The following is a 25,125-nucleotide window of genomic DNA, read 5'->3' on the forward strand; positions in this document are numbered from 1 at the left end:
TTTCGTTTGATAAAGAGTGATAACATGAAAAAGTGGTTAGTCAGTTTAAGTTTATTGATTGTCATAGCATTTGCAGCGACCGCGGTTATTTATTTAAATGCGGTTAAACCTGTTAAGCAGGCTGAGGAAAAAGCTGTTCATCAGGCACTGGAGGAAACAGCTTTAACTGAAGTGGATCAATTTAGCCTATATCACGGTGAAGAGACCTTTTATGTCGTTCAGGGAGAAGACAAGAAAGGCACAAAGCTAATTGCCTGGATCCCTGAAAAAAAAGGAAAGGTGATTGTTAAGAAATCATCTGATGGAATTACACGAGATCAGGCTGTAAAAAAAGTATTAGCAGAAATGGATTCTGGCGATATCATTTCTGTTAAGCTTGGCATGGAGAATGGAATTCCACTCTGGGAAATTCATTCACAAACAAAAGAAAATTTGTTGAATTATCATTCCATTGTTTTCGAAACAGGTGAATGGCTGAAAAAAATTGAAAATTTATAATGGGAAAATCTGTTATTAAGCAGATCATATATATTCATGATAGAAGGAGCAGGAAGACAAATATGGAAGCGAAACTGGCAGGAAGAGTGAAATCATTAACTCCATCAACAACATTAGCGATAACAGCAAAAGCAAAAGAACTTAAAACAGCGGGTCATGATGTAATTGGACTCGGTGCCGGCGAACCTGATTTTAATACTCCACAGCATATCATTGATGCGGCTGTTAGATCAATGAATGAAGGGCACACAAAATATACTCCTTCTGCAGGATTACCTGCCTTAAAAGAAGAGATTGCTAAAAAATTCAAAAGAGATCAGGGAATAGATTATGATGTGACAGAAATAATGGTTGGCAGCGGTGCCAAACATGCTCTTTATACCTTATTTCAAGTCCTTATTGATGACGGTGATGAGGTGGTTATTCCGACGCCATACTGGGTAAGCTATCCTGAGCAAGTGAAGCTGGCTGGAGGCGTACCTGTTTATGTTGAAGGGTATGAGCACAATCAATTTAAAATAACACCTGAACAGCTTGCAGGAGTGATTACGAATAAAACAAAAGCCGTTATTATCAATTCTCCAAGTAACCCAACAGGTATGATCTATTCAAAAGAAGAACTAGAAGCGCTAGGCGAACTTTGTTTAGCGAAAGATGTTCTGATTATTTCAGATGAAATTTATGAAAAATTGATTTATGGCGGTAACCAACATATTTCTATCGCCCAAATATCTCCTGAGTTAAAAGACCAAACCATTATTATTAACGGGGTTTCTAAGTCACATTCAATGACAGGCTGGAGAATAGGCTATGCAGCAGGAAATAAAGAAATTATTAAAGCGATGACGAACCTTGCTAGTCATAGTACATCCAATCCAACAACAACAGCTCAATATGGTGCCATTGCGGCTTACAGCGGACCGCAAGATGATGTTGAAATGATGCGTAAAGCATTTGAAGATCGTTTAAATACCATTTATGATCAACTAGTGCAAATTCCAGGGATAACATGTATTAAACCACAAGGTGCTTTTTATCTTTTCCCTAATGCGAAAAAAGCAGCGGAACTAACCGGCTTTAATAATGTTGATGAATTTGCAGCTGCCTTACTCGAGGATGCAAAGGTAGCTGTCGTTCCAGGTTCAGGCTTTGGTTCACCTGAAAATATCCGTTTATCTTATGCGACTTCTCTTGAGTTATTGGAGCAGGCTGTTTCTCGTATAAAAGAATTTGTCGAAAAGAATTCAAAATAAGCTTGCTTATGCTACGATATCTTAAAGAGGCGGAAAACCTTGAGTTTTTCGCCTTTTTGACGTTTTACCTAATGATATTCTTCGATTTGCTTGTCATTGTCCGGAAAGGTATAATTAAATTATGATACATAGTTGATTTTTATAGTTTCTGGAGGGAACAATAAACGTGATTAAAACAACAATCGCTGAAGTTTATAAATATGTTGATCAGGAAGTTAAAATTGGTGTTTGGGTAGCAAACAAACGTTCAAGTGGAAAAATTGCTTTCCTGCAGCTGCGTGACGGAACCGGTTTTATGCAAGGGGTAATTACAAAGGCTGATGTACCTGAAGAAGTATTCCAAACAGCCAAAACGATTACACAGGAGTCCTCATTATATGTAACGGGTGTTGTATGTAAGGACGAACGGTCCCCGTTTGGCTATGAACTCCATGTGAATGGAATTGAAGTGCTCCATCACTCTGTTGATTATCCAATCACACCAAAGGAACATGGAACAGAATTTCTAATGGACCACCGTCATTTATGGCTTCGTTCCAAACGACAGCATGCTGTTATGAAAATACGAAATGAAATTATCCGCGCAACCTATGAATTTTTCAATCAAAACGGTTTTGTAAAAGTTGATCCGCCAATTTTAACAGGAAGTGCTCCGGAAGGGACTACAGAATTATTTGCTACAAAGTATTTTGAAGAAGATGCTTATTTATCGCAAAGCGGACAATTGTATATGGAAGCAGCTGCGATGGCATTAGGAAAGGTATTTTCATTTGGCCCGACTTTTAGAGCTGAAAAGTCAAAAACGCGCCGCCATTTAATTGAGTTTTGGATGATTGAACCTGAAATGGCCTTTTGCGAATTTGATGAAAATTTGAAGGTTCAAGAAGAATATGTTTCCTATATCGTGCAGTCTGTTTTGAAGAATTGTCACCTTGAATTAACGACTCTTGGCCGCGATATAAGTAATCTTGAAAAAATAACGGCTCCGTTCCCACGAATTACATATGATGATGCCCTTGCTCTGTTACATGAAAAGGGTTTTGATGATATAAATTGGGGGGATGATTTTGGAGCACCGCATGAAACGGCCATTGCGGAAAGCTTTGATAAACCTGTTTTTATCACACATTATCCAACATCCTTAAAACCATTTTATATGCAGCCGGATCCAAACAGGGAAGAGGTTGTGCTATGTGCCGATTTAATTGCACCGGAAGGTTACGGGGAGATTATTGGCGGTTCACAGCGTGTACATGATGCCCAGTTGCTGAAAAGACGATTGGAGGAGCATCAATTAGATTTAAATGCATATAAATGGTATTTAGAACTTCGCCAATATGGATCTGTACCCCATTCGGGTTTTGGACTTGGTCTTGAAAGAACCGTTGCATGGATAAGCGGTGTTGAACATGTTCGTGAAACGATACCATTCCCACGTCTATTAAACCGTCTATACCCATAAAATAGTAGTAATGCTAAACAAAAAATCCGCAAACGTTCATGCGGGTTTTTTGTTTATGTTTCGCTCTCTGAATTTGGCAAGTCTGCCTTTCATTCACCTTACTTACAAAAATACTTCATGTTATACTAATAAGGAGGTGTTCAAAAAATGAGTAAAACGAATTTGTTAAATTGGTTTAAAGAAGGTCAGATTACCATTCCCACTGTCCTTTTTTCACAATATAAAGCAATGAAATTAGATGAATACGAACTTGTCTTATTGCTGCAAATGATTTCATATCTAGAAAAAGGAAATGAATTTCCTACCCCTGCTGAACTCTCTTCCGCGATGACGATTTCTGTTTCAGAATGTTCGGATCTATTACGCAGGCTCATTCAAAAGGGATTTATCGAAATACAAGATGGTTTTACCAGTGACGGAATCCGCTATGAAAAGTATTCAATTGAGCCATTATGGGAAAAATGTATTGATCATTTTTTATTACAGCAAAAACGAGAAGAAGCAAATGCTATTCAACAAGAAGAAACTGATCTTTATACTTGTTTTGAAAAGGAATTCGGCAGACCGTTATCACCTTTTGAATGTGAGACACTTGCCATGTGGCTGGATGATGACCATCATGATGCGGTTATCATTAAATCTGCCCTACGGGAAGCGGTCATTTCAGGTAAGTTAAATTTCCGTTATATTGATCGGATTCTTTTTGAATGGAAGAAAAATGGGATAAAAACGATTGAGCAGGCAAAAAGCTACGGACAGAAGTTCAGGCAGTATCAGCATAAAAATAAGCCAAAAGAACCTGCTAAAAACACAGGCTCACTTCCATTCTATAACTGGCTGGAAAATTAATGTGGTCAAGGTTTACTTGAAATAAAATGAGAAGATGGACGTGAATAGGAGAGAAAGGGTAAAAAAATGTTAAATAAGAGTCAAATTCGATTTTGTTTAGATAAAATGGGAGAAATGTTTCCTGATGCCCATTGTGAATTGAATCATTCCAATCCGTTTGAATTAGTCATTGCCGTTGCTTTATCTGCTCAGTGTACGGATGTACTAGTCAATAAAGTAACGAAAGGGCTGTTTGAAAAGTATAAAACACCAGAGGATTACATAAATGTTCCTCTTGAAGAGCTGGAGCAGGATATTCGCTCGATTGGTCTGTACCGTAATAAAGCGAAAAATATCCAAAAGCTTTGTAAAATGCTAATTGAAGACTATCAGGGCGTTGTGCCCAGAGACCGTGATGAATTGGTCAATCTTCCTGGTGTCGGCAGAAAAACAGCGAATGTCGTTGTATCTGTTGCTTTTGGTATCCCGGCAATTGCAGTTGATACACATGTTGAACGAGTTAGTAAACGTCTTGGTTTTTGTCGTTATAAAGATTCCGTTCTGGAAGTAGAAAAGACGTTAATGAAAAAAGTCCCGCAAGAAGAGTGGTCTTTGACGCATCATCGCATGATTTTCTTTGGGAGATATCATTGTAAAGCACAAAATCCGAGGTGTCCTTCATGCCCTTTATTAGAGTTGTGTCGCGAAGGAAAGAAACGAATGAAGGGGAAGGAGACGATAGCATGAATAGTGAGTCTATTTCGTTTCCCGGAGAATGGTCCAACTTCTTATTAGATAGAGAAATCCTCTGGAAGGAAGCATTTGAGCAAGAATTTCATGCAAATATCCCTTTCCTATATGATGCTGCATATTTCCATGGATATGAAACCCTTAAACCATGGGAAATATCAGCTAGAACGGTTCCTGCGATTCTTGCGATTTGGAGCAGCGTAAAAGCTGAGTTACATGAAAAGTTCTCGCTCCGTGATCAAGCAGCAGCCATAGAGCCGATGAAAAAAGGGATCGGACTGTTTCTTGAAATTCTTTACTGGTCCAATCAATCGCCGGTGCTGTGGAAATTAAATAAAACGGTGCTGCTGGATAGTAAACCGGTAAATTGGGAAGAAAGACTTAATTTTATCGTAACCTATCTAAACAAATACCATTCCTATATTCAGCTAACAGAGCTTTTTTCGGAAATGGAGAAATTATTTATAAAACACAAGATCATGAGCCAAGCAAAAAAAGCGTCTAAAAGCTGATTGGCAAGCTTTTAGACGCTTTTTCAATATATTTCTTTCCTTACTGAACTGGGGCGGCTGGATTATTATTTTGGGTGCCCGGTGGCTGCTGTTCTATCGGTACATCGACATCCTCAGCAGCATCATCTGGTGATTCAGGGGTTTGGCCAGGATTAGTTGGATTATTCCCGTTCCCATTCCCGTTCCCGTTCCCGTTCCCGTTCCCGTTCCCATTCCCATTGTTATTTCCATTATTTCCATTGCCCTGATTCCCATTATTGTTATTGCCAGGGTTTCCATAATCGTTTTCAGGAGTATTTCCATTGTTATCCTCGTTGTTTTCACCATCGATATCTTCTGGATTTTCTTCTTCGTCTGTACCAGGAATGGTGACACTTGTTGTGGCAGGGTTACTTTGTTGATTATCCTTAATAGCGATTATCTTGAAAGTATACGTTCCACCAGGCTCTGGATTAGACATCCTTAATCCAGTCTCCGATGTAGTGCTTAAAGATTGTTCAGCACCGCCATTAAGTGATACAGAGACTTTATATTGTGAAGCTTCGTCACCTGCTGACCAGGATAAGACAATTTCATTTGTTTCTTGGTCATAAACGGCATAAGCACCAGAAGGACCAGCTAATTTTTTGTATTTTGTTGACACAGCGCTCGGAGCGTTTCCTTTTACTGCATACTCATTAATAACTTGACTGTCAGGCGTATAATCGCTGGCAAGCTTAGCAGGTCTGGAGCCTTTTTCCACCCTTACTTTTTGTACTGTTTTTGGAACTGTAAAATCTGCTGTTTTTTTGTCTTCTGACACATATTCCATTAAGTTACTAAAAATTTTCATTGCTATTTGTTGATCTTTACCTGGAAGAATGGCATTTTTTCGCTCTTCATAGCCGGTCCAAATGGCTGCCGTATAATTTGTTGTATAGCCGACAAACCATGCATCAGGTACGGCACCGTTTGAAGTAATGCCATATTTTTTCATCTCATCATTTGAATAGTTGGTTGTTCCAGTTTTCCCGGCTACAGGCAGTCCCGGTACATTTGCTCGTTGACCTGTACCATATGAGGACGTTACAACACTTTTTAGCATATCGCTGATCATAAAGGCAGTATAATCATTCATGACAGCTTCCGTTTTTGGTGCCATATTGATTTTCGTACCGTCACGGAATTCAATTTCCTTAACTGAATGTGGCTCTGTATAGTAACCGTTATTCCCGAATGCACTATAGGCTCCGGCCATCTGCACGGTAGTGACACCATTTTTCAGACCGCCGATTGCATTCGATTCAACCATTTCCTCAAGGTTAAGACCGAGGTCATTAGCAAATTCGTGTGCCCGCTCTAAACCTACTTCTTGTAAGGCTTTTAATGCAGGAACATTTCTTGATCTTGCCAAAGCTTCCCGCATCGATAAAGCCCCTAAATGCTTATGGTCCCAGTTATTGATCGTTTGACCAGTGGAATATTTATAAGGCTCATCTACAATGGTTTCATATGTACCCCATTTTAAATATTCAATAGCAGGAGCATAATCAAGAACTGGTTTGATCGTTGACCCTGGTTGCCGTGGAACAGAGGTTGCATAATTTAAGCCAAAATCAATATCCTTATTACGATTACCGCCAAGGGCACGAATTTCTCCAGTTTTCGTATCTAACAAGGTAATCCCAGCCTGGAACTTTTCATCAGGGAATGGGACAATTTCGTTTTCATACATGATTTGATCGACATAGTCCTGTGCTTTTGTATCAAGTGTGGTATAAATTTTTAGTCCATCTGTGTATACATTTAATTCAGGATATTTGTCTTCGATTTCTTTTATCGCTTGACCAATAAAGCCGTCATACGGGATATCACCTTGCTGAGTACGCTCTTCTTCTTTGACAAGCGAAGCAGTGATCGAAGCTGCTTGGGCTTCCTTCATTTCACTTTCAGAAATATAGCCATGCTGGTGCATTAAAGAAAGTACAACATTTCGTCGTTTTTCTGCTCTATCCGGATGCTTAAACGGGTTATAATTGTTTGGGCTTTGTGGCATTCCTGCCAGCATGGCCGCTTCAGGAAGTGTTAATTCACTTAAGTCTTTACCGAAATAGACTTGTGAGGCAGTCCCAATCCCCGTCGTTCTTTCCGACATAAATACCTTGTTAACATATAACTCGAAAATCTCTTCTTTCGTATATTTACGTTCTAATTGAATGGATAACCAAGCTTCTTGGGCCTTCCGTGATATGGTTTTGTCAGCAGTTAAAAAGTAGTTTTTGACTACCTGCTGAGTAATCGTACTTGCTCCCTCAGCTCCAAAACCTTGTGTAAAGTTAGCAATTACTGCAGCACCTAAACGAATCGGATCGACTCCGTGATGTTTGAAAAAACGTGAGTCTTCTGTAGCGATAACGGCATCTCTTACGAGTGGTGGAATATCCTCATATTCAACATATTCCAGTCTTTGTGTCCCAACTTCAGTGACCAGTTTCCCGTCTGTATCGTAAATTTCTGAAGGGATTGCTGCTTTTAATGTATCTGAATCAAGCTTTGGTGCGTCTTTTACCATGAAAGCAAAAGTAGCTGCTCCGCCAATAATACCAATAATACCGAGGGCAACCAGGATAAGAAAAATTTTCTTAAATATGGATCCTGTTGATCCTTTAGGCTTTTTCTTGCCTTTTTGATTGCTTTTGGCAGCTTCTTGTTGTTTTCGACGCTCCTCCCTTGATTGATATTTTTCAGTCATACTCATTCCTTCCTTTCTTATGAACCAAGGTGTAAAACACTTCATCTATCAATGCTTGACTATAAATGATAAAGACGATTGATGACTTTAATATAATCAATTCTTGGCTGAAAACCAAGCGGAATTAGGCATCCAAGGTTTTCAATTTCTTTTTTTGTAATCGATTTTCTTCCTCCATCAAGCATTCTCTGCCAAAAAAACAAGAGATGCTCTGCTTCAAGAAAATAAACTTCATCTGTTAATGAAAAACGTAGTAATACAAAGCAAATAGCACCGTGTTTTATTACTTGTTTCATATGTACAATTTGATGTTCATGAAAGTTTTTAAGAGGAAAAGAAGTTTCAAGTTTCGTTTCCTTTGCTTCAAAATCAATATATTTGCCTTTATATACACCATTGTAATCTGTTGTTGATGCTTGTTTAAAGTAGGCCTCTTTTATGACTGCGGCACTTCTTTTAGGGTAGTTTACATCTACAATTTGAACGGGTGTAGGCTTTTTATGAATGACAGCAAGTCCTTGTTCTAAATAGTATTGATTTGTTTCATTAATATCCTCCTCTAATGTCATTCCCCTTTTTCCGTAGGACCATTTTTTTTCCTTTTGCTTTTGTGCAGCTGTTTCTGCAGCACAAGCCACATAGCGCCTGCCATTCGGATAATGGAAAGTCATTATATTCACCTCACATGCTACTATTTATAATAACAAATATCTGCACGTTCATGTTGAATAAAAAGAATCATTTAACAAACGATATAAATAGAATAAATGGCAGAAGAGCCCTATGCTGCCGCTCTTTACGATCAAATGTACGAGGTTGTGAATAGGATAATGATACTAAAGCCGGTATCACAAACATTATCAACGAATGACATGCTGCTTGTGCAAAGTATTAGAAGCGAGACAAATGCCTTTAACATGGATAATATTTCTCGTACTGATGCCTATTTTCGCTTTTATAAGCAACATCCGGAAATTCATTGGGCTTTTTTAGCATCAATGGTCTCGCGAAATGCGGGATGGAATATGTGTGATCTTGAAGGAATGTACTTCCCAAAACTATTAAATAAAGAAAAGAGAGAAACGCTTTTTCAAACGTATGAGAAAGCCAATTGGCTTATCTTTCACGATGCCTTTCCGCAGTTATTGCTTTATCATTATTCGAAGAAATGTAATAGGGCGATGTTTCATTTATTAAAACATTTTCATGTTTCATCATTTATGGAAAGAGAATGGAATTATTTCTGGCAGCATAGAGAGTATCGGAGGCTTCTCATTTCATTAATTGTAAATGAACAGCATGTGATTCATATACCAGTTATTTGTCATCCTTATATACAAAAAAAGGTCTTTCGAACATCTATGTTTTTATTCCAAGATTGGTTTCATTTTAGTTCAGTCCTGTTGCCAACCTGTGATGGCGATGTGTATGGGGCAAGTGTAAATGGATTTAGGAATGTTCATAAACGGATAGATCTTGGCAAGCGCATTGCTTCCATTCTATTTGATGAGCAGCTTTATCCGTCCTTTTATCAGTTTGCCGCTAAAACTGTTCACACAGGTTCAAGATATGACTACGAGTGTTATTTTATGAAGAATAAAAGCAGGGATACCCCGTTTTTGCGGGCGGTTTATCCAATTATTATGCCTGATCAACATCGGATGATGGAGAGGAAAGACTGGTCAATTGGAACTAAAACGAGAAGTTCATGGTATGAAACACCGACACATCATCACCCGATTTTGTTAAATGAATGGTTTTTGCACAAGCAGAAGCAAATTCAAAGGATCTCATTATTAAAGCAATTGATAACGGATGAATACTGATAAAAAGCAAGGGAGCCCTTGCTTTTTGTTTTGTTATGTTGAAGGACGATCAGGTCCTTCAAGTTTTTTGTCGCCGTAACCTGGTTTCGTTTCGTTTAGCTTCTTGGGTTGAACCTTATTTTGTTTTTCTTTTTGACCCATGGTAAACACCTCCACTACTAGTTTGTTCAAAGGAAATGGTTTCATTCTTCTTGATTTGTCGAATGGAGAATTGAAAAGGAAAATTTTTTCTACCTTTGCCGAATGATAACTAGTTTTGTCAAGCGGGAAGGAAGTAAAAAAGATAAGGAGAATTACTATTATGACAAAGTTCAAAGGGAGGCAGATTGAAAATGAAAACAACTGTTATTGGAAGAGAAGAACTAATTGACATGTTTGAAAATATCAATAATCAGCTGGAGCAATTGGAGAATTCAATTAAGACCAATATGTCACAACAACAGCAAGAATGGCAAAGAAAACAGGAACAACGAATTGATATCTGTGGCAAACAGTTGGAATCACTAGAAAAGAAAATGACCTCCACTAAAGAACGTCAGGAGCATTCTAAAAAAACAACATTACAGTTAACGTTAAGTTATTAGTATATAGGAAAGGGATTAATAGATGATTATGAATGGATTGAAGAAACAAAAAAGGGAAGTTCCTGCATTTGAGAACTTCCTTTTTAGCTAACCGTTATGTTTTCGGTACTTATTTCGTTGTTTTATTTTGAGAAAGCATTTGTAAGTTAGATATATAAAGGAGTTTTCATTATTTTTTGAGGTTAATGAATAAGAGAATTATTAATGAATATGTCAGGGAATTTTGCTCCTAATTTTTCAAGTTCACGAACAAGATCTCTATATTCAATGATCGAGATTTTATTTTGCACATATTCTTTCTTCGTAAAGTCCAACAATTCATTCACATCATCCGTTAAATAATCACGAATCTGAAGAAACTTTAATTTTAGTTCGTGAATAGTCATGCCAATTCCTCCTTCTCCATTTACCTTATTTTAACATGGAACAAGAATTGTTTACCGTTTTTAAAATATTTAGACTTCCGACAGAAACTCCCATCAATAGACACTTTTTTAAACCAATTCCATTAAAGTTCAAAATAGACACTGTCACCATCTAGGCATTTATATCATATATTTAAGATATAAAACGAGTTGATAAGGAGGGATACTGCCCATGTATGGTCCGAGGTTGAGATACGGTCAATATTTTGGATATCATTCTATGCCTGAAACGCGACAACATCCGTACCCCATTTTACAAGGAATGAATGGGATGCAGCCTGCAGCTGATTATCCTTATATGAATTCTTATCCGATTCAGGGAAGCCCTTATTTTTATCCTTCATTCCAAGGGTCTTCGGGATATAATCAACAAGCGCCGACCCAAGCATCCTATACTCAAAACGTTTTTCACAATCCATTGCAGGCAAAAGAAGAATCTTATGCGCAAATGCAGCAGCCAGTACAGCCAAACGGTTATCCCTACATGAATCCTTACCCAAAGGGGTCTTTTCTTGCTAAGCCGACATCAGGTATGAAATCGGTTTTAAATTCATTTAAGTCACAGGATGGATCATTAGATATCAATAAAATGGTGGATACAGCAGGACAAATGATGAATGCCGTTAGTCAGGTTTCGTCAGTTGTAAAAGGATTCGGTGGAATGTTTAAAGCTTAATAAAATAAGAAAGGAAAACGGTCTGTAAAGAGACCGTTTTTATTTTGTATTTTTATGTTGTTTTGTGCTTTTTAACAAGGACTTTAATCACAAGTTTTCACAAATTGTTCGAAAACTACCGCGTTAATCGTGAAAGGTTTGTGACAATTGAATAAGCTGTGATTTATATCACGGGTGCAGGAAGCTAAGGAAGGTAAACTGATTAAGAATTTAGTGAGAGAGGGGATTTGTAAACATGTTTTGTTACCAATGTGAACAAACACCTACAGGGGGATGTAAAGTAATTGGTGTTTGTGGAAAAGATGAAACCATTGCCAGCTTACAGGATACAATTATTTTCGGTTTGAAGGGAATTGCCGCTTATCGGACACATGCTAATCAATTAGGCTACACAGATCCATTTGTAGATGCTACAACCCACGAAGCATTGTACATGACATTGACAAATTCAAATTTTAATGTTCAAGAGCATATCGAGATGGCCATGAAGGTCGGCAGGTCTGCTGTTCGCATGATGGAAGTACTTGATGAAGCACATACAAAACTACTTGGTGTTCCGGAACCTGTACGTGTTTCACAAAACAAGATCGAAGGAAAATGTATTGTTGTTACAGGACATAATTTATTTGCTCTTGAGCAATTGTTAAAGCAAACAGAAGGAAAAGGAATTAATATTTATACACACTCAGAGATGCTCCCGGCACATGGCTATCCAGAATTGAAAAAGTATTCTCATTTAAAAGGAAATATCGGGAAAGCATGGTATGACCAACGTCGATTATTTGAAAAGTTCCCAGGTGCTATTTTGGCAACGACAAACTGTGTGATGCCAATTAAAGGAACTTACGCTGACCGTATGTTTTCTTATGAAGTGGCTGGTCTAGAAAATGTCCAGAAGATTGTGAATGATGATTTCAGCCCATTGATTAACCGTGCTTTAGAGCTTCCGGAGGCAAATATTGAGTCTGATGAAACATTACTTACCGGTTTCCATCATGAAACAGTTCTTGGTTTGGCACCAGAAGTTATTGCAGCGGTTAAGGAAGGAAAAATCAAGCGTTTCTTCGTCATTGCCGGTTGTGATGCTCCTGGAAAAGGCGGCGAATACTATCGTGAATTAGCTACTTCCCTGCCTCCGGAAACAGTCATCTTAACAACCTCATGCGGAAAATTCCGCTTTAATGATGTTGATTATGGCACAGTCCCTGGTACAGATATTCCGCGTTATATTGATTTAGGGCAATGTAATAACTCAGGTTCAACAATAAAAATTGCCAAAGCCCTTGCTGATGCGTTTGAATGTGAAATAAATGAACTGCCTGTAAGTATTGTTTTATCGTGGTTTGAACAAAAGGCTGTCGCTATTTTACTTGGATTATTCAGCCTTGGCATTCAAGATATTCGTATTGGGCCTAAACCGCCTGAATTTATTTCAGAAGGGGTTATGAATGTCCTGCAGCAAACCTTTAATTTAAAATTAATCGGAACTGCTGAGGAAGATATGAAAGAAATGCTGCAATTAAACTAATGCAAAAAAGAGAGTACCCCGTACTCTCTTTTTTTAGCTGATAGAGCTTATTTATGAAAAAAGTTCCTCTGCTAAAATATTTGCATCAAACAATAAATCACTGTCAGAGTCAGTTTCGATCAGGTTTTCTTTTTTGAGTTTTGTCAATGTACGGCTGACAGTTTCTCTTGTTGTTCCAATCATATTAGCCAAGTCTCGATTTGTAAATTCTCCTTTCAGAAGAATCCTGCCATCGTCTAACTTTTGTCCATGCTCTCTTCCAAGCCTTATTAACAGCTTAATAATTTGCTGGTATGTATTATTTAGAATTTGTGATTCTAATCGTTCCTGCAAATCAACAATTTTTTCACCTAATACTTTAAAAACCTTAATACACAGCTCCGGGTTATCGATTAAAACTCTTTCAAATTGGCTAATCGGTACAACTACCAGGATGGCATTTTCCTGTACTTCAGAAAACGCAGGGTAGCCGCCTTTACGGAAAAAGCCTACATGGGGAAACATATCTCCCTTTTTTAAAATCGAAACGATTTGTTCTTTTCCATTGACATCTGTTTTGTATATTTTTACCTTGCCGTCATATATAAAATAAACGTTTTCTAGAGGTTCATCCTGCAAAAAAACATGACTTCCTTTATTCCACTCTCTAGAAATAGAGATTTCTACAATTTTATCAATTTCCGGCTTGTCTAGTTCGCGAAACAAGGAAAATTCAGATAAAACCTTTTCAATTTGTTCTTTGTTCATGCTGACACCTCGGGTTACATTTCTTATTACCATTGTAACAAAAAAGACAAAAAACTTCTTATACTCTTGTATAGGATTGAAAAATAAATAATCTAAAGGATAGCTCTTTTGTAACGAACGTTTATTCGGTAAAATAGAAGTTATGAGGTGAGAATGAATGAATCTTCGAAAAAGCTTGCAAGAAATAGTTAATCACTTAAAAAGAACAGATACCTATAAAGAAAATATTGTCCATTGGCAGACAATCGAGGCAAAGGAAGCAAAGACTGTCGATTTTCCCGACTTGATTCATCCTTCTCTAAGAGCGGCGTTACAGAAGCGGGGTATCCATACATTATATACTCATCAAAGAGAAGCCTATGAATCTGTAATGGAACATAAAAGCATCGTTGCTGTTACACCTACTGCTTCGGGGAAAACGTTATGCTATAACCTTCCCGTTCTGGAAACCATCATTCGAAACCCGAATGCCAGGGCATTATATATGTTTCCAACAAAGGCACTTGCTCAAGATCAAAAAAGTGAGATGAATGAATTAATTCAAGAAGCAGGCCTGTCGATTAACAGCTATACGTATGATGGTGATACTCCGGCAAACATTCGGCAAAAGGTAAGGAAGGCGGGTCATATTGTGATCACGAATCCGGATATGCTTCATTCTGCGATTTTGCCGCATCATACCAAATGGGTATCCCTTTTTGAAAATTTACAATATGTCATTATCGATGAGCTTCATATATACAGAGGTGTTTTTGGCAGCCACGTGGCCAATGTGATCAGACGACTAAAAAGAATATGTCATTATTACGGCAGTGATCCTGTATTTATTTGTACGTCTGCAACGATTGCCAATCCGCTTGAACTGGCTGAGACATTAACAGAAAAACCAATGGTATTGATTGATAATAATGGGGCACCTAGCGGTGTAAAACACTTTCTATTTTATAACCCTCCCATTGTTAATAAGCCGCTTAATATTCGCAGAAGCGCTACATTAGAGGTACGGAAGCTGGCTTCCGAATTATTGAAAAATAAAATTCAAACGATTATTTTTGCCCGCAGCAGAGTCAGAGTTGAGATCCTATTAACCTACTTAAAGGAGCTTGTAAAGTATCAGCTTGGACCAAAAGCAATCAGGGGATATCGAGGAGGTTATTTGCCGACTGAACGCCGTGAAATTGAAAATGGTTTACGTTCAGGAGACATATACGGAGTTGTGAGTACAAATGCTTTAGAGCTTGGCGTTGACATTGGACAGCTTCAGGTATGTATCATGACGGGCTATCCAGGGACGATTGCAAGTGCTTGGCAGCAGGCTGGCAGAGCCGGAAGACGGCACGGCGAATCACTCGTTATATTGGTTGCCAGCTCCAGTCCCTTAGATCAATATATCATCGGGCATCCGGAATATTTTTTCAATCGCAGCCCGGAAAGTGCCAGAATCAATCCGGATAATTTAATTATCTTAATTGACCATCTGAAATGCGCTGCCTATGAGCTGCCGTTTAAAGAAGGGGAAGAGTTTGGTCACGTTGAAACAGCTGAGATCCTTGAATATTTAACCGAGGAACGGATTTTGTATAAAAATGGTGATAAATGGTATTGGATGAATGATTCTTTTCCGGCCCATAATATTTCATTGCGCTCCGCTTCACAGGAAAATGTGGTGATTATTGATATATCTGAAACGGCAAAGGCAAGAGTTATTGGTGAAATGGACCGTTTTTCAGCGATGACGCTGCTGCATGAAGAAGCGATATATTTGCATCAAGGTATTCAATACCAGGTTGAAACACTTGACTGGGAGGAAAAAAAGGCATTCGTCAGGGAAGTAGCAGTTGATTACTATACGGATGCAAATCTGGCCGTTGAATTAAAGGTACTAGAAGTGGATAGGCTTCGCAGCAATGATCAGTTAGAAATAGGCTATGGGGATGTAAGTGTTTTGGCGATGGCGACAATTTTTAAGAAGATTAAATTTGAGACACATGAAAATATTGGTTCAGGTCCAATCTCGCTTCCAGAAGAGGAATTGCATACGAGTTCAGCGTGGATTTCTTTAAATAAAGAACGTTCAGGCCTTAGCGAGGAAAGGATCGACCAAGGATTAATTGGTATGGCCCACGCACTAAAACATATAGCCCCGTTGTTTGTGATGTGTGATTCCCAGGATATCCATGTGGTACCACAGGTTAAAGCAGCACATAATGAAAAACCGACGATCTTTTTCTACGATCGTTATCCAGGCGGAATCGGGTTAAGTGATAAAATCTATCAAGGTATTGAATCGATTTTATTTGAAACGAAGAAAATGGTTGAAAATTGTCCATGTGAAGAAGGATGTCCTTCCTGTATTGGTATGGATGCACAAACGGAGTCGGTAAAACATGATACAATAAAGCTGCTATCTTTATTTCAAACATTAACGCATTTCTAGGTGAACAATTATGTCGATTAAAAATAAAATAAACCGTTTAAAATCCCACCTGAGTATAGAAAAAGATAAACCAAAAACAGAAATTCCAGTAGCTTTGCCGGCAGTCAGAAGAGATGAAATTCCTTTCATGGATAGTTGGCAGCAATTTGGAGTGACACCATATTATACTGATCATGATTACTGTTTGGTCAGGGAAGTAAAGTATCCGCTTGAAACTAAACATGGAAAGTACTGCTTTGGTGACTATTTGCATGCAGTAGCTGCATGGAATAGCAGCAGTCTCAATCATCCGCTGTCTGCCAAAGGACATGAGCCAGAAGATTTATTTTTCTTTGACACTGAAACGACAGGACTCGGCGGTGGTACAGGAAATACGATTTTTTTGCTTGGTCATGCTAGTATTACCGGTAAGGAAGTCGTGTTAAAACAGCATATTCTTCCACAGCCTGGTTCAGAAGTGCCGTTATATATGAGTTTTTTAGAAAGTGTCGATTATGCAAAAATGGTAACCTATAATGGTAAGGCTTTTGATTGGCCGCAAGTAAAAACAAGACATACACTGATAAGAGAGCATGTCCCTAAGCTTCCTCCATTTGGTCATTTTGATCTATATCATGCGGCAAGAAGAATCTGGAAGCATCGGCTTGAGAGTGTTAAGCTTTCGATTGTTGAAAAAGAAATATTAGCCTTTGAAAGAATCGATGATGTGCCAGGCTTTTTAGCACCGATGATTTATTTTGACTTTGTTGAACGAAAAGATCCGGAAGGGATGAAAGGCATACTTGAGCATAATGAAATGGATATTTTATCGCTCATTACATTGTATACTCATCTTTCCTTTCAGCTTTTAGGCATCGATCAAACACAGACAGAGAGGGAAAGCTTTGAAGTCGGACGCTGGTTTTCCTATCTTGGAGAAACAAAAGCGGCAGAACAGGTATTTACAAAACTTTCTGCTGGAAACGAAGCAGAAGCAGTAAAGGCTAAGCATGCGCTTGCTTTTCAAGCAAAAAAGAACAAGAATTGGCAGGCTGCTGTTAAGCTATGGTTAGAAGTTGAAAGTTATGGGGAACCTCTTGTACAAGTAGAAGCTTGTATTGAGTTAGCCAAACTATTTGAACATCGGTTCAAAAATGTGGACAAAGCCATTCTTTATACAGAAAAAGCACTGAACATTCATGAAGGACAAACTGTTCGTCTTCAGGATGAATTAATCAAAAGATTAAGCCGCTTGAAGAGGAAAAAGTAATGACCTGATTAATTGTGTCTAAAAAATGTCATTTAACTTTTTTTCGTCCAAATAGTTCGATTAACAGTTGTTTGTCGTCCCGCTAGCGAGTAAAATAATAAATTGTTGAGTCAAAAGAAATCTATAGTGAGGCGGGAAACAGTGTATAAAGCTATTTTGTATCTCTTTTTTGTCGTTATTGGTTTAACTGCCCTTATTTTTACGAGCTTTAAAGATAATTTTTATGCTCTATTTTGAAGAAACAATTTAGGGTAGACAAATTTAGGTATATTCCTTAGTACAAGATACCTCCAATTATCATAGTTTATTAATGTAAAGTAACCTATGATGAAAGGAGAAAATATAATGTATTGCAGACCGACAAGAGTTTTACCTGCTATTGTTTGTCCGACAAAATGCTGTGTAAATCAAACTGGTGAAAATATCATCGTTCCAGTTGTTCATCCTTCGCATACAACAAATATTAACCACACAAATTTTCAATATCAACATCATTTCCCTCATACACAGTCCTTTGTGAATGAGGTGACAAAAACTGACATTGGCCCAGTACCAGGTCCGCCGCCTCCACCAACTCCAGGCTTTGGACCAATGGGATATCCTGGTGTTCGGCCTCCTGGATTTGGACCAAGACCTGGATTTTTCAGATAGTTAAAGAAAACAAGGGCTATTATTGCCCTTGTTTTTTCTTCATGTGAGGATAATATCATTGAATGGAACATATACTCCGAAGGGAAAGGTGGGGAGGACTTGGTTAAGGTTGCGGCAATATCAGGATATAAGCCCTTTGAACTTGGTATTTTTAAATTGAATCATCCAGCCGTTCCATACATAAAAAAAGCGATTCGCAATTCTCTAAAGGAATTGCTTGATGAAGGTCTTGAATGGGTATTGATATCTGGCCAGCTTGGTACAGAACTATGGGCTGCAGAAGTGGTATATGATCTGAGGGAAACAGAGGATGCTGATATAAAATTGGCTTTTATTACACCTTTTCTTGAACAAGAGGCATCATGGAGTGAGTCAAACAAAGAGTGGTATGAATCCATTCAAATGGAAGCAGATTTTATTGACTCAGTCTCTCATCGGCCATATGAAAAGCCATGGCAATTCCGATTGAAAAATCAATTTTTTATTGAAAAAAGTGATATACTGCTGCTTTTTTATGATCCGGAAAAAATAGGAAGTCCTAAGTTTATCTATGATACGGCAAAACGTTATCAAGAAAATCATGAATATGAGATCCGGACCATTCAATTCTATGATCTTCAAGTCCTAGCAGAAGAAGAAGAATGGAACCAAGCTGATTTTTAACAGGATTAGTCCAACACTTAGTAAAGAAAAATTGACAAATTCGCGTATTTTTGAAAAAATATAGATTACATGGGCTATTGTTGAGGTGAGAATGATGCTTGCGGATAAAGTGAAACTAACGGCAAAGGATATATTGGAGAAAGAATTTAAAACAGCGATGAGGGGTTATAAACCTGAAGACGTAGATAAGTTTCTTGATCTAATTATAAAGGATTATGAAACCTTTCATCAAGAAATTGAAGAACTACAGCAGGAAAACATGCGTTTGAGAAAACAAGTCGAAGAGGCTTCGAAGCGTCCGACAACACAAACGGCTGGTACAACGAATTTTGATATTTTAAAACGGTTATCCAATCTAGAAAAACATGTATTTGGAAGTAAATTGTACGAATAACTGTAATTGCTATTGTGATTAACTTTGAGATTGATTATAATGTAATTTGTGATCATTAATAGCGTTCGGGTAATCGCTGTATGTTCATCATGCAGAGGAAAGTCCATGCTCGCACAGACTGAGATGTCTGTAGTGTTCGTGCCTGGCGAAGTCATAAGCCAGGGCAGCCGAATGAATCGGTTGACGGCAGGGAAAATACCTAAGTCCAATGAGATATGGTATGAATACCTTGAAGGTGCCACAGTGACGTAGCCTTTTTAGAAATGAAAAGGGTGGAACGAGGTAAACCCCGCGAGCGAGAAACCCAAATTATGGTAGGGGCACTTTCTCGGAGGAAATGAACGAAGAGAAGGACAGATGATGATTCATCTGTAGATAGATGATTACCGCCTGAGTACAAGACTAAGGGTCGTTTGCAGTACAAAGGAACAAAACATGGCTTACAGAACGTTATTAATGTCTGATTAAAGATATAAAAGCTCTCCTGTAAAAGGAGAGCTTTTTTATGATTAATGGTCTTAGAGTAGTTTCATCAACATCGGTTTTGGGTTACACTGAAAAATAGAGTAAAACTTAGATACATAAAGTTGGTTGGATACAATAAAGTGATTGATAAGGGTGAAAACATGGCAAACTATGATTTAATTGCGACTTCTGCAATGGGACTTGAAGCTATTGTCGCAAAGGAAGTACGGTCATTAGGATTTGACTGTCAAGTTGAAAATGGCCGCATCACGTTTAATGGTGATGAAAGAGCAATCGCAAAAAGCAATCTTTGGCTGCGTACAGCAGATCGTATTAGACTTAAGGTCGGGGAATTTAAAGCCACAAGTTTCGATGAATTATTTGAAAAAACGAAGGCATTACCATGGGAGAAATTTCTGCCGGAAAATGCAGAGTTTCCTGTGTCCGGGAAATCTGTTAAATCGAAGCTTTTTAGTGTCTCTGATTGCCAGGCCATTGTTAAAAAGGCCATTGTAGATAGGTTGAAGCATCATTATAAGAAGAACGGCTGGTTTGAAGAAAACGGTCCGCTTTTTAAAATTGAAGTTGCTTTACATAAGGATATTGCCTTAATAACCATTGATACGAGCGGAAGCGGGCTTCATAAAAGGGGCTATCGAGTGGGACAAGGGGAAGCCCCTTTAAAAGAAACGTTAGCTGCCGCCTTAGTACTGTTGACAAATTGGACGCCGGATCGTCCATTAGTCGATCCATTTTGCGGTTCTGGGACGATTCCTATTGAAGCCGCGCTAATAGGACAAAATATTGCTCCTGGATTTAATCGTGAATTTGTTTCAGAAAGCTGGAATTGGATCGATCAGAAGATTTGGGATGAAGCGCGAGTAGAGGTAGAAGATCTTGCAAATTATGATCAGCCATTAGATATCACTGGCACAGATATTGATCATCGTCTCGTTAATATTGCCAAGGAAAATGCCTTTGAAGCAGGTCTTGGTGATTTGATTACCTTCAAACAAATGCGTGTCCAAGATTTCACCACCCAAAAGGAGTATGGTGTGCTGGTAGGAAATCCACCATATGGAGAGCGATTAGGCGAAAAAGCAGCGGTTCAAAAAATGTATCGGGAAATGGGGCAGGCTTTTGCTGATCTAGATACATGGTCTATTTATATGTTGACATCTGAAGAAGAATTTGAAACTTATTATGGTAAAAAGGCAACGAAAAAACGAAAGCTCTTCAATGGATTTATCCGGACTGATTATTATCAATATTGGGGTAAAAGACCACTTCGTGAAAAGTAAGCAGCCAGCTGTAAAATAATAGAAGAAATGATCATATAGATGCCGTTCCATTCTTGTCCAATCTGAGTAATATGTACTATACAGGATTACTAGAAAAGATAGAATGGAGGGAATCATATGTATGAATTTTTAAATTTAGTTGTTATCCCGCTTATTATTGGAATGGTTGAGATTATCAAAAAGGCAGGCTTACCGGTCCGGTTTGCGCCAATCGTAGCGGTAGCAATTGGATTGTTTTTTGGTATCTTCTATTTAGATACATTAAAAGAAGGTATCATAGTCGGTCTCATGGTAGGATTATCAGCATCCGGCCTATATAGTGGCAGTAAAAATATTCGTAATGGTAATGGCTACGAAAAGTTAAACGATAAAAAGTAATGGCTTTCTGTTTTAAGAAAAACATGTATTTCAGGTTCGCGGTTTGTTATAATAAGACAGTTGTGAAAAAGCGTCTTTCATTGAAAGACGCTTTCGCTTTTCATTACAAAAGGCGCTTTCGCTTTTCTAATTTGGAGGAATGACTTTGAAGAATCGGATACCTTTTGAACTATCAAAAACTGAATCTTTTTTTGAGAAATTAGGCGAATGGATCGGGGATGTTTTCTACGACCATCTACCGGAAGCAGGTTTTGAATTAAGAGATGAACAAGTTTATATGGCATTTCAGCTGGAAAAAGCATTTAAAGATAAAAAAGTTATGTTTGCCGAAGCGGGAGTTGGAACGGGAAAAACAATCGTATACCTTTTATATGCAATCTGCTATGCAAGGTATACAAATCAACCGGCTATTATCGCTTGTGCAGATGAAACATTAATTGAACAGCTTGTCAAAAAAGAGGGGGATATTGCTAAGCTTGAAAAAGCATTATCTTTACATATCGATGTCAGACTTGCAAAATCAAGGGATCAATACCTTTGCTTGAATAAGCTGGACAAACTAATCATAGGCAGTGATGATGAGGCTTTCTCGATGGTGCATGAACGGCTCCCTCATTTTATTCATGGAAATCAATCCATGCAATCATTTGAAAAGTATGGTGACCGTAAAGATTATCCCGAGCTAACGGATGAACAATGGGCAAAAATCGGCTGGGATTCTCTTGAGGACTGTTTCACTTGTGAAAACAGACATCGCTGCGGACAAACCTTGCATCGAGACTGGTATCGCAAGGCAAATGATTTAATTATTTGTTCTCATGACTTTTATATGGAGCATATTTGGACAAAAGAATCACGGAAACGTGAAGGACAATTAGCGCTCCTGCCTGAGCACTCTTGTGTTGTGTTTGACGAAGGGCATTTATTGGAATTTGCAAGCCAAAAAGCATTAACGTACCGGTTCAGCGAACGGGTTCTTGAAATCCTTTTAACGAAGCTGATGGCAAATGATGTAAGGGAAAACACGCTTTACACGATTGAGGACCTGCTCGTGCAAAATGAACAATTTTTTTATCAGTTAAAACAGTCTGCTTTCATGAATGAAGGATCTGATAAGCTGACAATCGAAAAGAATGCTGCGATCAGATCACACGGCAAACAATTGCTAACACTTATTAATACACTTGAGGAAGAACTCGTGTTAGAAAGCGAAATGTATACAATAAATGAGTATGAATTAAAAATTGTTGAGGAATATCTTGAGCAAATTTCCTTTTCATTATCATTATTTCTTAAGGAGATGAATGGCATTACCTGGCTGGAGGACAACGATGGGGAACGAACATTAGTCATTATGCCTAGGCTTGTACAGGAAATCATGAAAGAAGAAGTATTTTCCATAAAAAAACCATATGTTTTCTCTTCAGCAACTCTTTCTGAAAATAAGTCATACGATTATATCGCCCATTCATTAGGGATTGAGGATTATCTTTCCTGTCAGGTGGCCTCTCCATTTAATTATGAAGAGAAAATGAAAATCCAAATGCCTGCATTTTCCTCTCAGGATATATCAAAAAAATGTGGCTATGCGTTTGAACAAATCGTGCATACGAATGGGCAGGCACTTGTTTTATTCTCCAGCCAAACGGATTTAATTGCATTTAAACAGTTTTGTCATGGAAAACGGTTATCTTTTCCGATTTATTTTGAAGGAGATGCCGAAATCAGCACACTCGTTTCACAATTTCAAAATGAAAAGGAGTCAGTGCTTTGTTCCGTGCATCTATGGGAAGGACTGGATATACCTGGACCATCTTTAGAGAATGTCATCATTTTTTCTTTGCCATTCCCACCAAATGATCCTGTGTTTACGGCAAAGAGGAATGCCGTTACAGATCCGTTTTCTGAAGTGGATTTACCGTATATGCTTCTCCGGCTCCGTCAAGGAATCGGACGTTTAATTCGAACACATGAAGACAAAGGGATCGTTCATATTTTAATTAACAAAGAAGAGGATAGACAAGTCATTGAAGCGGTACTTTCGATTTTACCGGCAGAGGTATCAAGTGATCGGAAGGCACCGAGCAAAGGCTGATCAACCAAATGAAAGACAACAGCTGCTGCTGTTGTCTTTTCACATAAGATTAATTTTCTAGTAATCCGAATATGATAAAATGGTGGAAGGTTTAAAAAGGAGGGAAAGCTGTGGTTCAAACGATTTTACAAGAGGAAAAGAAGTTTCTCGAATATGTAAAAAAAATCAGTGCCTACAATGAAGCACTTGGTTTAATCTATTGGGATATGCGCACAGGTGCACCAAAACAGGGAGTACAGCAGCGTTCAGAAGTTGTTGGGATTCTCTCATCAGAAGTCTATCAACTATCTGTATCTGAAGAAATGGCCGGATACATAACAAACTTATCCAGTGAACAAGCACAAACGGTTATTTCAGAGAAAACGCAGAAATTAGTAAAAGAATGTAAAAAGGAATATGATTTAAAACAAAAGATTCCGGCAGAGGAATACAAAGAATATGTCATCCTCCTATCACAAGCAGAATCTATTTGGGAGGAAGCAAGGGAAAAAGCGGATTTTTCATTGTTTCAGCCATATTTAGAAAAAATCGTCGAGACAAATAAACGTTTTATTCGTTATTGGGGATTTAAAGAGCATCCATATAATACATTGCTTGATTTATATGAACCGGGAATGACGGTGGATGTTTTAGATCGGGTATTCGGTGAATTAAGAGCGAAAATCGTTCCGCTTGCGGAAAAAATTGCCCGCTCTGAACATAAACCTGAAACAGGCTTTTTATTTCAATCATTTCCAAAAGAGAAACAGCGTCTTTTCAGCCTCGATATTTTAAAGCAAATGGGCTATAACTTTGAAGCCGGACGACTTGATGAAACCGTGCACCCGTTTGCCACCGGCTTAAATAAAGGGGACGTTCGAATTACAACAAGGTATGATGAAGCAGATTTTCGAATGGCTGTTTTTGGTACAATTCATGAGGGAGGTCATGCACTTTATGAACAAAATATTTCATCAGAATTAATCGGTACACCGCTGTGCACGGGTACCTCCATGGGCATCCATGAATCACAATCTTTATTTTATGAAAACTTTGTCGGCCGACATCTTTCATTTTGGAAGAACAATTACACCCTTCTCAAGAAATATAGCAGTGGTCAGTTTGATGATGTTGGAATCGATACTTTTTATCGGGCAATCAATGAATCAAAGCCATCACTCATTCGCATTGAAGCAGATGAATTGACATATCCGCTCCATATTATGATTCGCTATGAAATTGAAAAAGGATTATTTAATGATGAAATGGAAGTGAAGGACCTTCCGCAGATTTGGAATGCCAAATATGAAGAATATTTAGGTGTCACCCCTAAGAATGATGGCGAAGGGGTGCTGCAAGATGTACATTGGGCCGGTGGAAGCTTTGGTTATTTTCCTTCCTATGCATTAGGGTATATGTATGCTGCTCAATTTAAACAGGCAATGCTAAAGGATTTACCTCATTTTGATCAATTATTAGAGCAGGGAAATCTTTTGCCAATTAAGGAATGGCTCAAGCTTCATATTCATCAATATGGAAAGCTAAAGGAGCCGCTTGAAATTCTGCATGCCGCCACTGGAGAAGGTTTAAATGCAAATTATTTAATTCAATATCTAACAGATAAATACAGCCAAGTTTATCAATTAAATTAGGTAAGGATATTTGAACTGGAACAAATTAAAAAGAGCTCTGC

The 25,125-nt window shown here is 38.2% G+C and carries 23 protein-coding genes and 1 other RNA gene; 20 read left to right on the top strand and 4 right to left on the bottom strand.

Translation table 11 applies throughout. The features are described from left to right. Positions 1-24 precede the first annotated feature (24 nt). From R4Z09_RS08115 to R4Z09_RS08140, 6 genes are all read left to right on the top strand, one after another. Complete coding sequence (locus tag R4Z09_RS08115) at positions 25-498, top strand: DUF5590 domain-containing protein (protein ID WP_338451822.1); 474 nt, start codon at positions 25-27, stop codon at positions 496-498. Between the two features lie 62 nt (positions 499-560). Beyond that, positions 561-1,751 (top strand): pyridoxal phosphate-dependent aminotransferase, encoded by a 1,191-nt coding sequence (locus R4Z09_RS08120; RefSeq protein WP_338451823.1) that lies wholly within the window; start codon positions 561-563, stop codon positions 1,749-1,751. A gap of 166 nt (positions 1,752-1,917) precedes the next feature. Continuing rightward, positions 1,918-3,213: an asparagine--tRNA ligase gene (asnS, locus tag R4Z09_RS08125; protein WP_338451824.1), complete on the top strand. Its 1,296-nt coding sequence runs from the start codon at positions 1,918-1,920 to the stop codon at positions 3,211-3,213. 147 nt (positions 3,214-3,360) lie between these two features. Continuing rightward, positions 3,361-4,062: a DnaD domain-containing protein gene (locus tag R4Z09_RS08130; RefSeq protein ID WP_338451825.1), complete on the top strand. Its 702-nt coding sequence runs from the start codon at positions 3,361-3,363 to the stop codon at positions 4,060-4,062. Between the two features lie 66 nt (positions 4,063-4,128). Next, positions 4,129-4,788 (top strand): endonuclease III, encoded by a 660-nt coding sequence (gene nth, locus R4Z09_RS08135; protein WP_338451826.1) that lies wholly within the window; start codon positions 4,129-4,131, stop codon positions 4,786-4,788. Next, positions 4,785-5,303 carry a YpoC family protein gene (locus tag R4Z09_RS08140; protein WP_338451827.1) on the top strand — a complete coding sequence of 173 codons (519 nt, stop codon included), beginning with the start codon at positions 4,785-4,787 and terminating at the stop codon, positions 5,301-5,303. The genes nth and R4Z09_RS08140 overlap by 4 nt, the downstream gene beginning before the upstream one ends. A 40-nt stretch (positions 5,304-5,343) precedes the next feature. On the opposite strand, the gene R4Z09_RS08145 is transcribed toward R4Z09_RS08140, so the two are convergent. Together R4Z09_RS08145 and recU are read right to left on the bottom strand one after the other, a co-directional pair. After that, entirely contained in the window at positions 5,344-8,034 is a 2,691-nt protein-coding gene (locus R4Z09_RS08145; RefSeq protein ID WP_338451828.1) for a PBP1A family penicillin-binding protein, read from the bottom strand. Positions 8,035-8,093: 59 nt separating this feature from the next. Continuing rightward, on the bottom strand, positions 8,094-8,705 hold the full coding sequence (gene recU / locus R4Z09_RS08150; RefSeq protein WP_338451829.1) for a Holliday junction resolvase RecU: 612 nt from the start codon (positions 8,703-8,705) through the stop codon (positions 8,094-8,096). Between the two features lie 159 nt (positions 8,706-8,864). Between recU and R4Z09_RS08155 the strand changes: the two genes are divergently transcribed. After that, complete coding sequence (locus R4Z09_RS08155) at positions 8,865-9,860, top strand: DUF2515 domain-containing protein (protein ID WP_338451830.1); 996 nt, start codon at positions 8,865-8,867, stop codon at positions 9,858-9,860. 332 nt (positions 9,861-10,192) lie between these two features. Next, entirely contained in the window at positions 10,193-10,444 is a 252-nt protein-coding gene (locus tag R4Z09_RS08160; protein WP_338451831.1) for a hypothetical protein, read from the top strand. Positions 10,445-10,626: 182 nt separating this feature from the next. On the opposite strand, the gene yppF is transcribed toward R4Z09_RS08160, so the two are convergent. Beyond that, a complete protein-coding gene (gene yppF, locus R4Z09_RS08165) occupies positions 10,627-10,830 on the bottom strand; it encodes a YppF family protein (RefSeq protein WP_338451832.1) in 204 nt (67 codons plus the stop codon). Positions 10,831-11,041: 211 nt separating this feature from the next. Between yppF and R4Z09_RS08170 the strand changes: the two genes are divergently transcribed. After that, positions 11,042-11,545 (top strand): YppG family protein, encoded by a 504-nt coding sequence (locus tag R4Z09_RS08170; RefSeq protein WP_338451833.1) that lies wholly within the window; start codon positions 11,042-11,044, stop codon positions 11,543-11,545. Between the two features lie 235 nt (positions 11,546-11,780). After that, entirely contained in the window at positions 11,781-13,073 is a 1,293-nt protein-coding gene (gene hcp, locus R4Z09_RS08175) for a hydroxylamine reductase (protein ID WP_338451834.1), read from the top strand. Positions 13,074-13,124: 51 nt separating this feature from the next. Here the strand turns inward: hcp and R4Z09_RS08180 are convergent, their stop codons facing one another. Then, on the bottom strand, positions 13,125-13,820 hold the full coding sequence (locus R4Z09_RS08180) for a Crp/Fnr family transcriptional regulator (RefSeq protein WP_338451835.1): 696 nt from the start codon (positions 13,818-13,820) through the stop codon (positions 13,125-13,127). A 157-nt stretch (positions 13,821-13,977) separates the two neighbouring features. Between R4Z09_RS08180 and R4Z09_RS08185 the strand changes: the two genes are divergently transcribed. The 10 genes from R4Z09_RS08185 (at position 13,978) to R4Z09_RS08230 (ending at position 25,084) form a co-directional block, all read left to right on the top strand. Further along, positions 13,978-16,257: a DEAD/DEAH box helicase gene (locus R4Z09_RS08185; RefSeq protein ID WP_338451836.1), complete on the top strand. Its 2,280-nt coding sequence runs from the start codon at positions 13,978-13,980 to the stop codon at positions 16,255-16,257. Between the two features lie 10 nt (positions 16,258-16,267). Further along, complete coding sequence (locus R4Z09_RS08190) at positions 16,268-17,506, top strand: ribonuclease H-like domain-containing protein (RefSeq protein ID WP_338451837.1); 1,239 nt, start codon at positions 16,268-16,270, stop codon at positions 17,504-17,506. 345 nt (positions 17,507-17,851) lie between these two features. Beyond that, positions 17,852-18,157 carry a CotD family spore coat protein gene (locus R4Z09_RS08195; protein WP_338451838.1) on the top strand — a complete coding sequence of 102 codons (306 nt, stop codon included), beginning with the start codon at positions 17,852-17,854 and terminating at the stop codon, positions 18,155-18,157. Between the two features lie 99 nt (positions 18,158-18,256). Continuing rightward, on the top strand, positions 18,257-18,820 hold the full coding sequence (locus tag R4Z09_RS08200; RefSeq protein ID WP_338451839.1) for a DUF1273 domain-containing protein: 564 nt from the start codon (positions 18,257-18,259) through the stop codon (positions 18,818-18,820). A 94-nt stretch (positions 18,821-18,914) separates the two neighbouring features. Next, complete coding sequence (gpsB, locus tag R4Z09_RS08205; protein WP_338453232.1) at positions 18,915-19,214, top strand: cell division regulator GpsB; 300 nt, start codon at positions 18,915-18,917, stop codon at positions 19,212-19,214. 61 nt (positions 19,215-19,275) lie between these two features. Further along, positions 19,276-19,662, top strand: an RNA gene (gene rnpB, locus R4Z09_RS08210) — RNase P RNA component class B. Between the two features lie 178 nt (positions 19,663-19,840). Then, positions 19,841-20,980 carry a class I SAM-dependent RNA methyltransferase gene (locus R4Z09_RS08215; protein ID WP_338451840.1) on the top strand — a complete coding sequence of 380 codons (1,140 nt, stop codon included), beginning with the start codon at positions 19,841-19,843 and terminating at the stop codon, positions 20,978-20,980. Positions 20,981-21,097: 117 nt separating this feature from the next. After that, the gene (locus tag R4Z09_RS08220) at positions 21,098-21,358 is read left to right on the top strand and encodes a hypothetical protein (protein WP_338451841.1); all 261 of its coding nucleotides are present in this window, start codon (positions 21,098-21,100) and stop codon (positions 21,356-21,358) included. A gap of 145 nt (positions 21,359-21,503) precedes the next feature. After that, the gene (locus tag R4Z09_RS08225) at positions 21,504-23,453 is read left to right on the top strand and encodes an ATP-dependent DNA helicase (protein WP_422392253.1); all 1,950 of its coding nucleotides are present in this window, start codon (positions 21,504-21,506) and stop codon (positions 23,451-23,453) included. Between the two features lie 110 nt (positions 23,454-23,563). Next, a complete protein-coding gene (locus R4Z09_RS08230; protein WP_338451843.1) occupies positions 23,564-25,084 on the top strand; it encodes a carboxypeptidase M32 in 1,521 nt (506 codons plus the stop codon). The last annotated feature ends 41 nt before the right edge of the window (positions 25,085-25,125 follow it).

The sequence above is a fragment of the Niallia oryzisoli genome (genome assembly GCF_036670025.1).
GTDB lineage: Bacteria > Bacillota > Bacilli > Bacillales > Cytobacillaceae > Bacillus_BD > Bacillus_BD oryzisoli.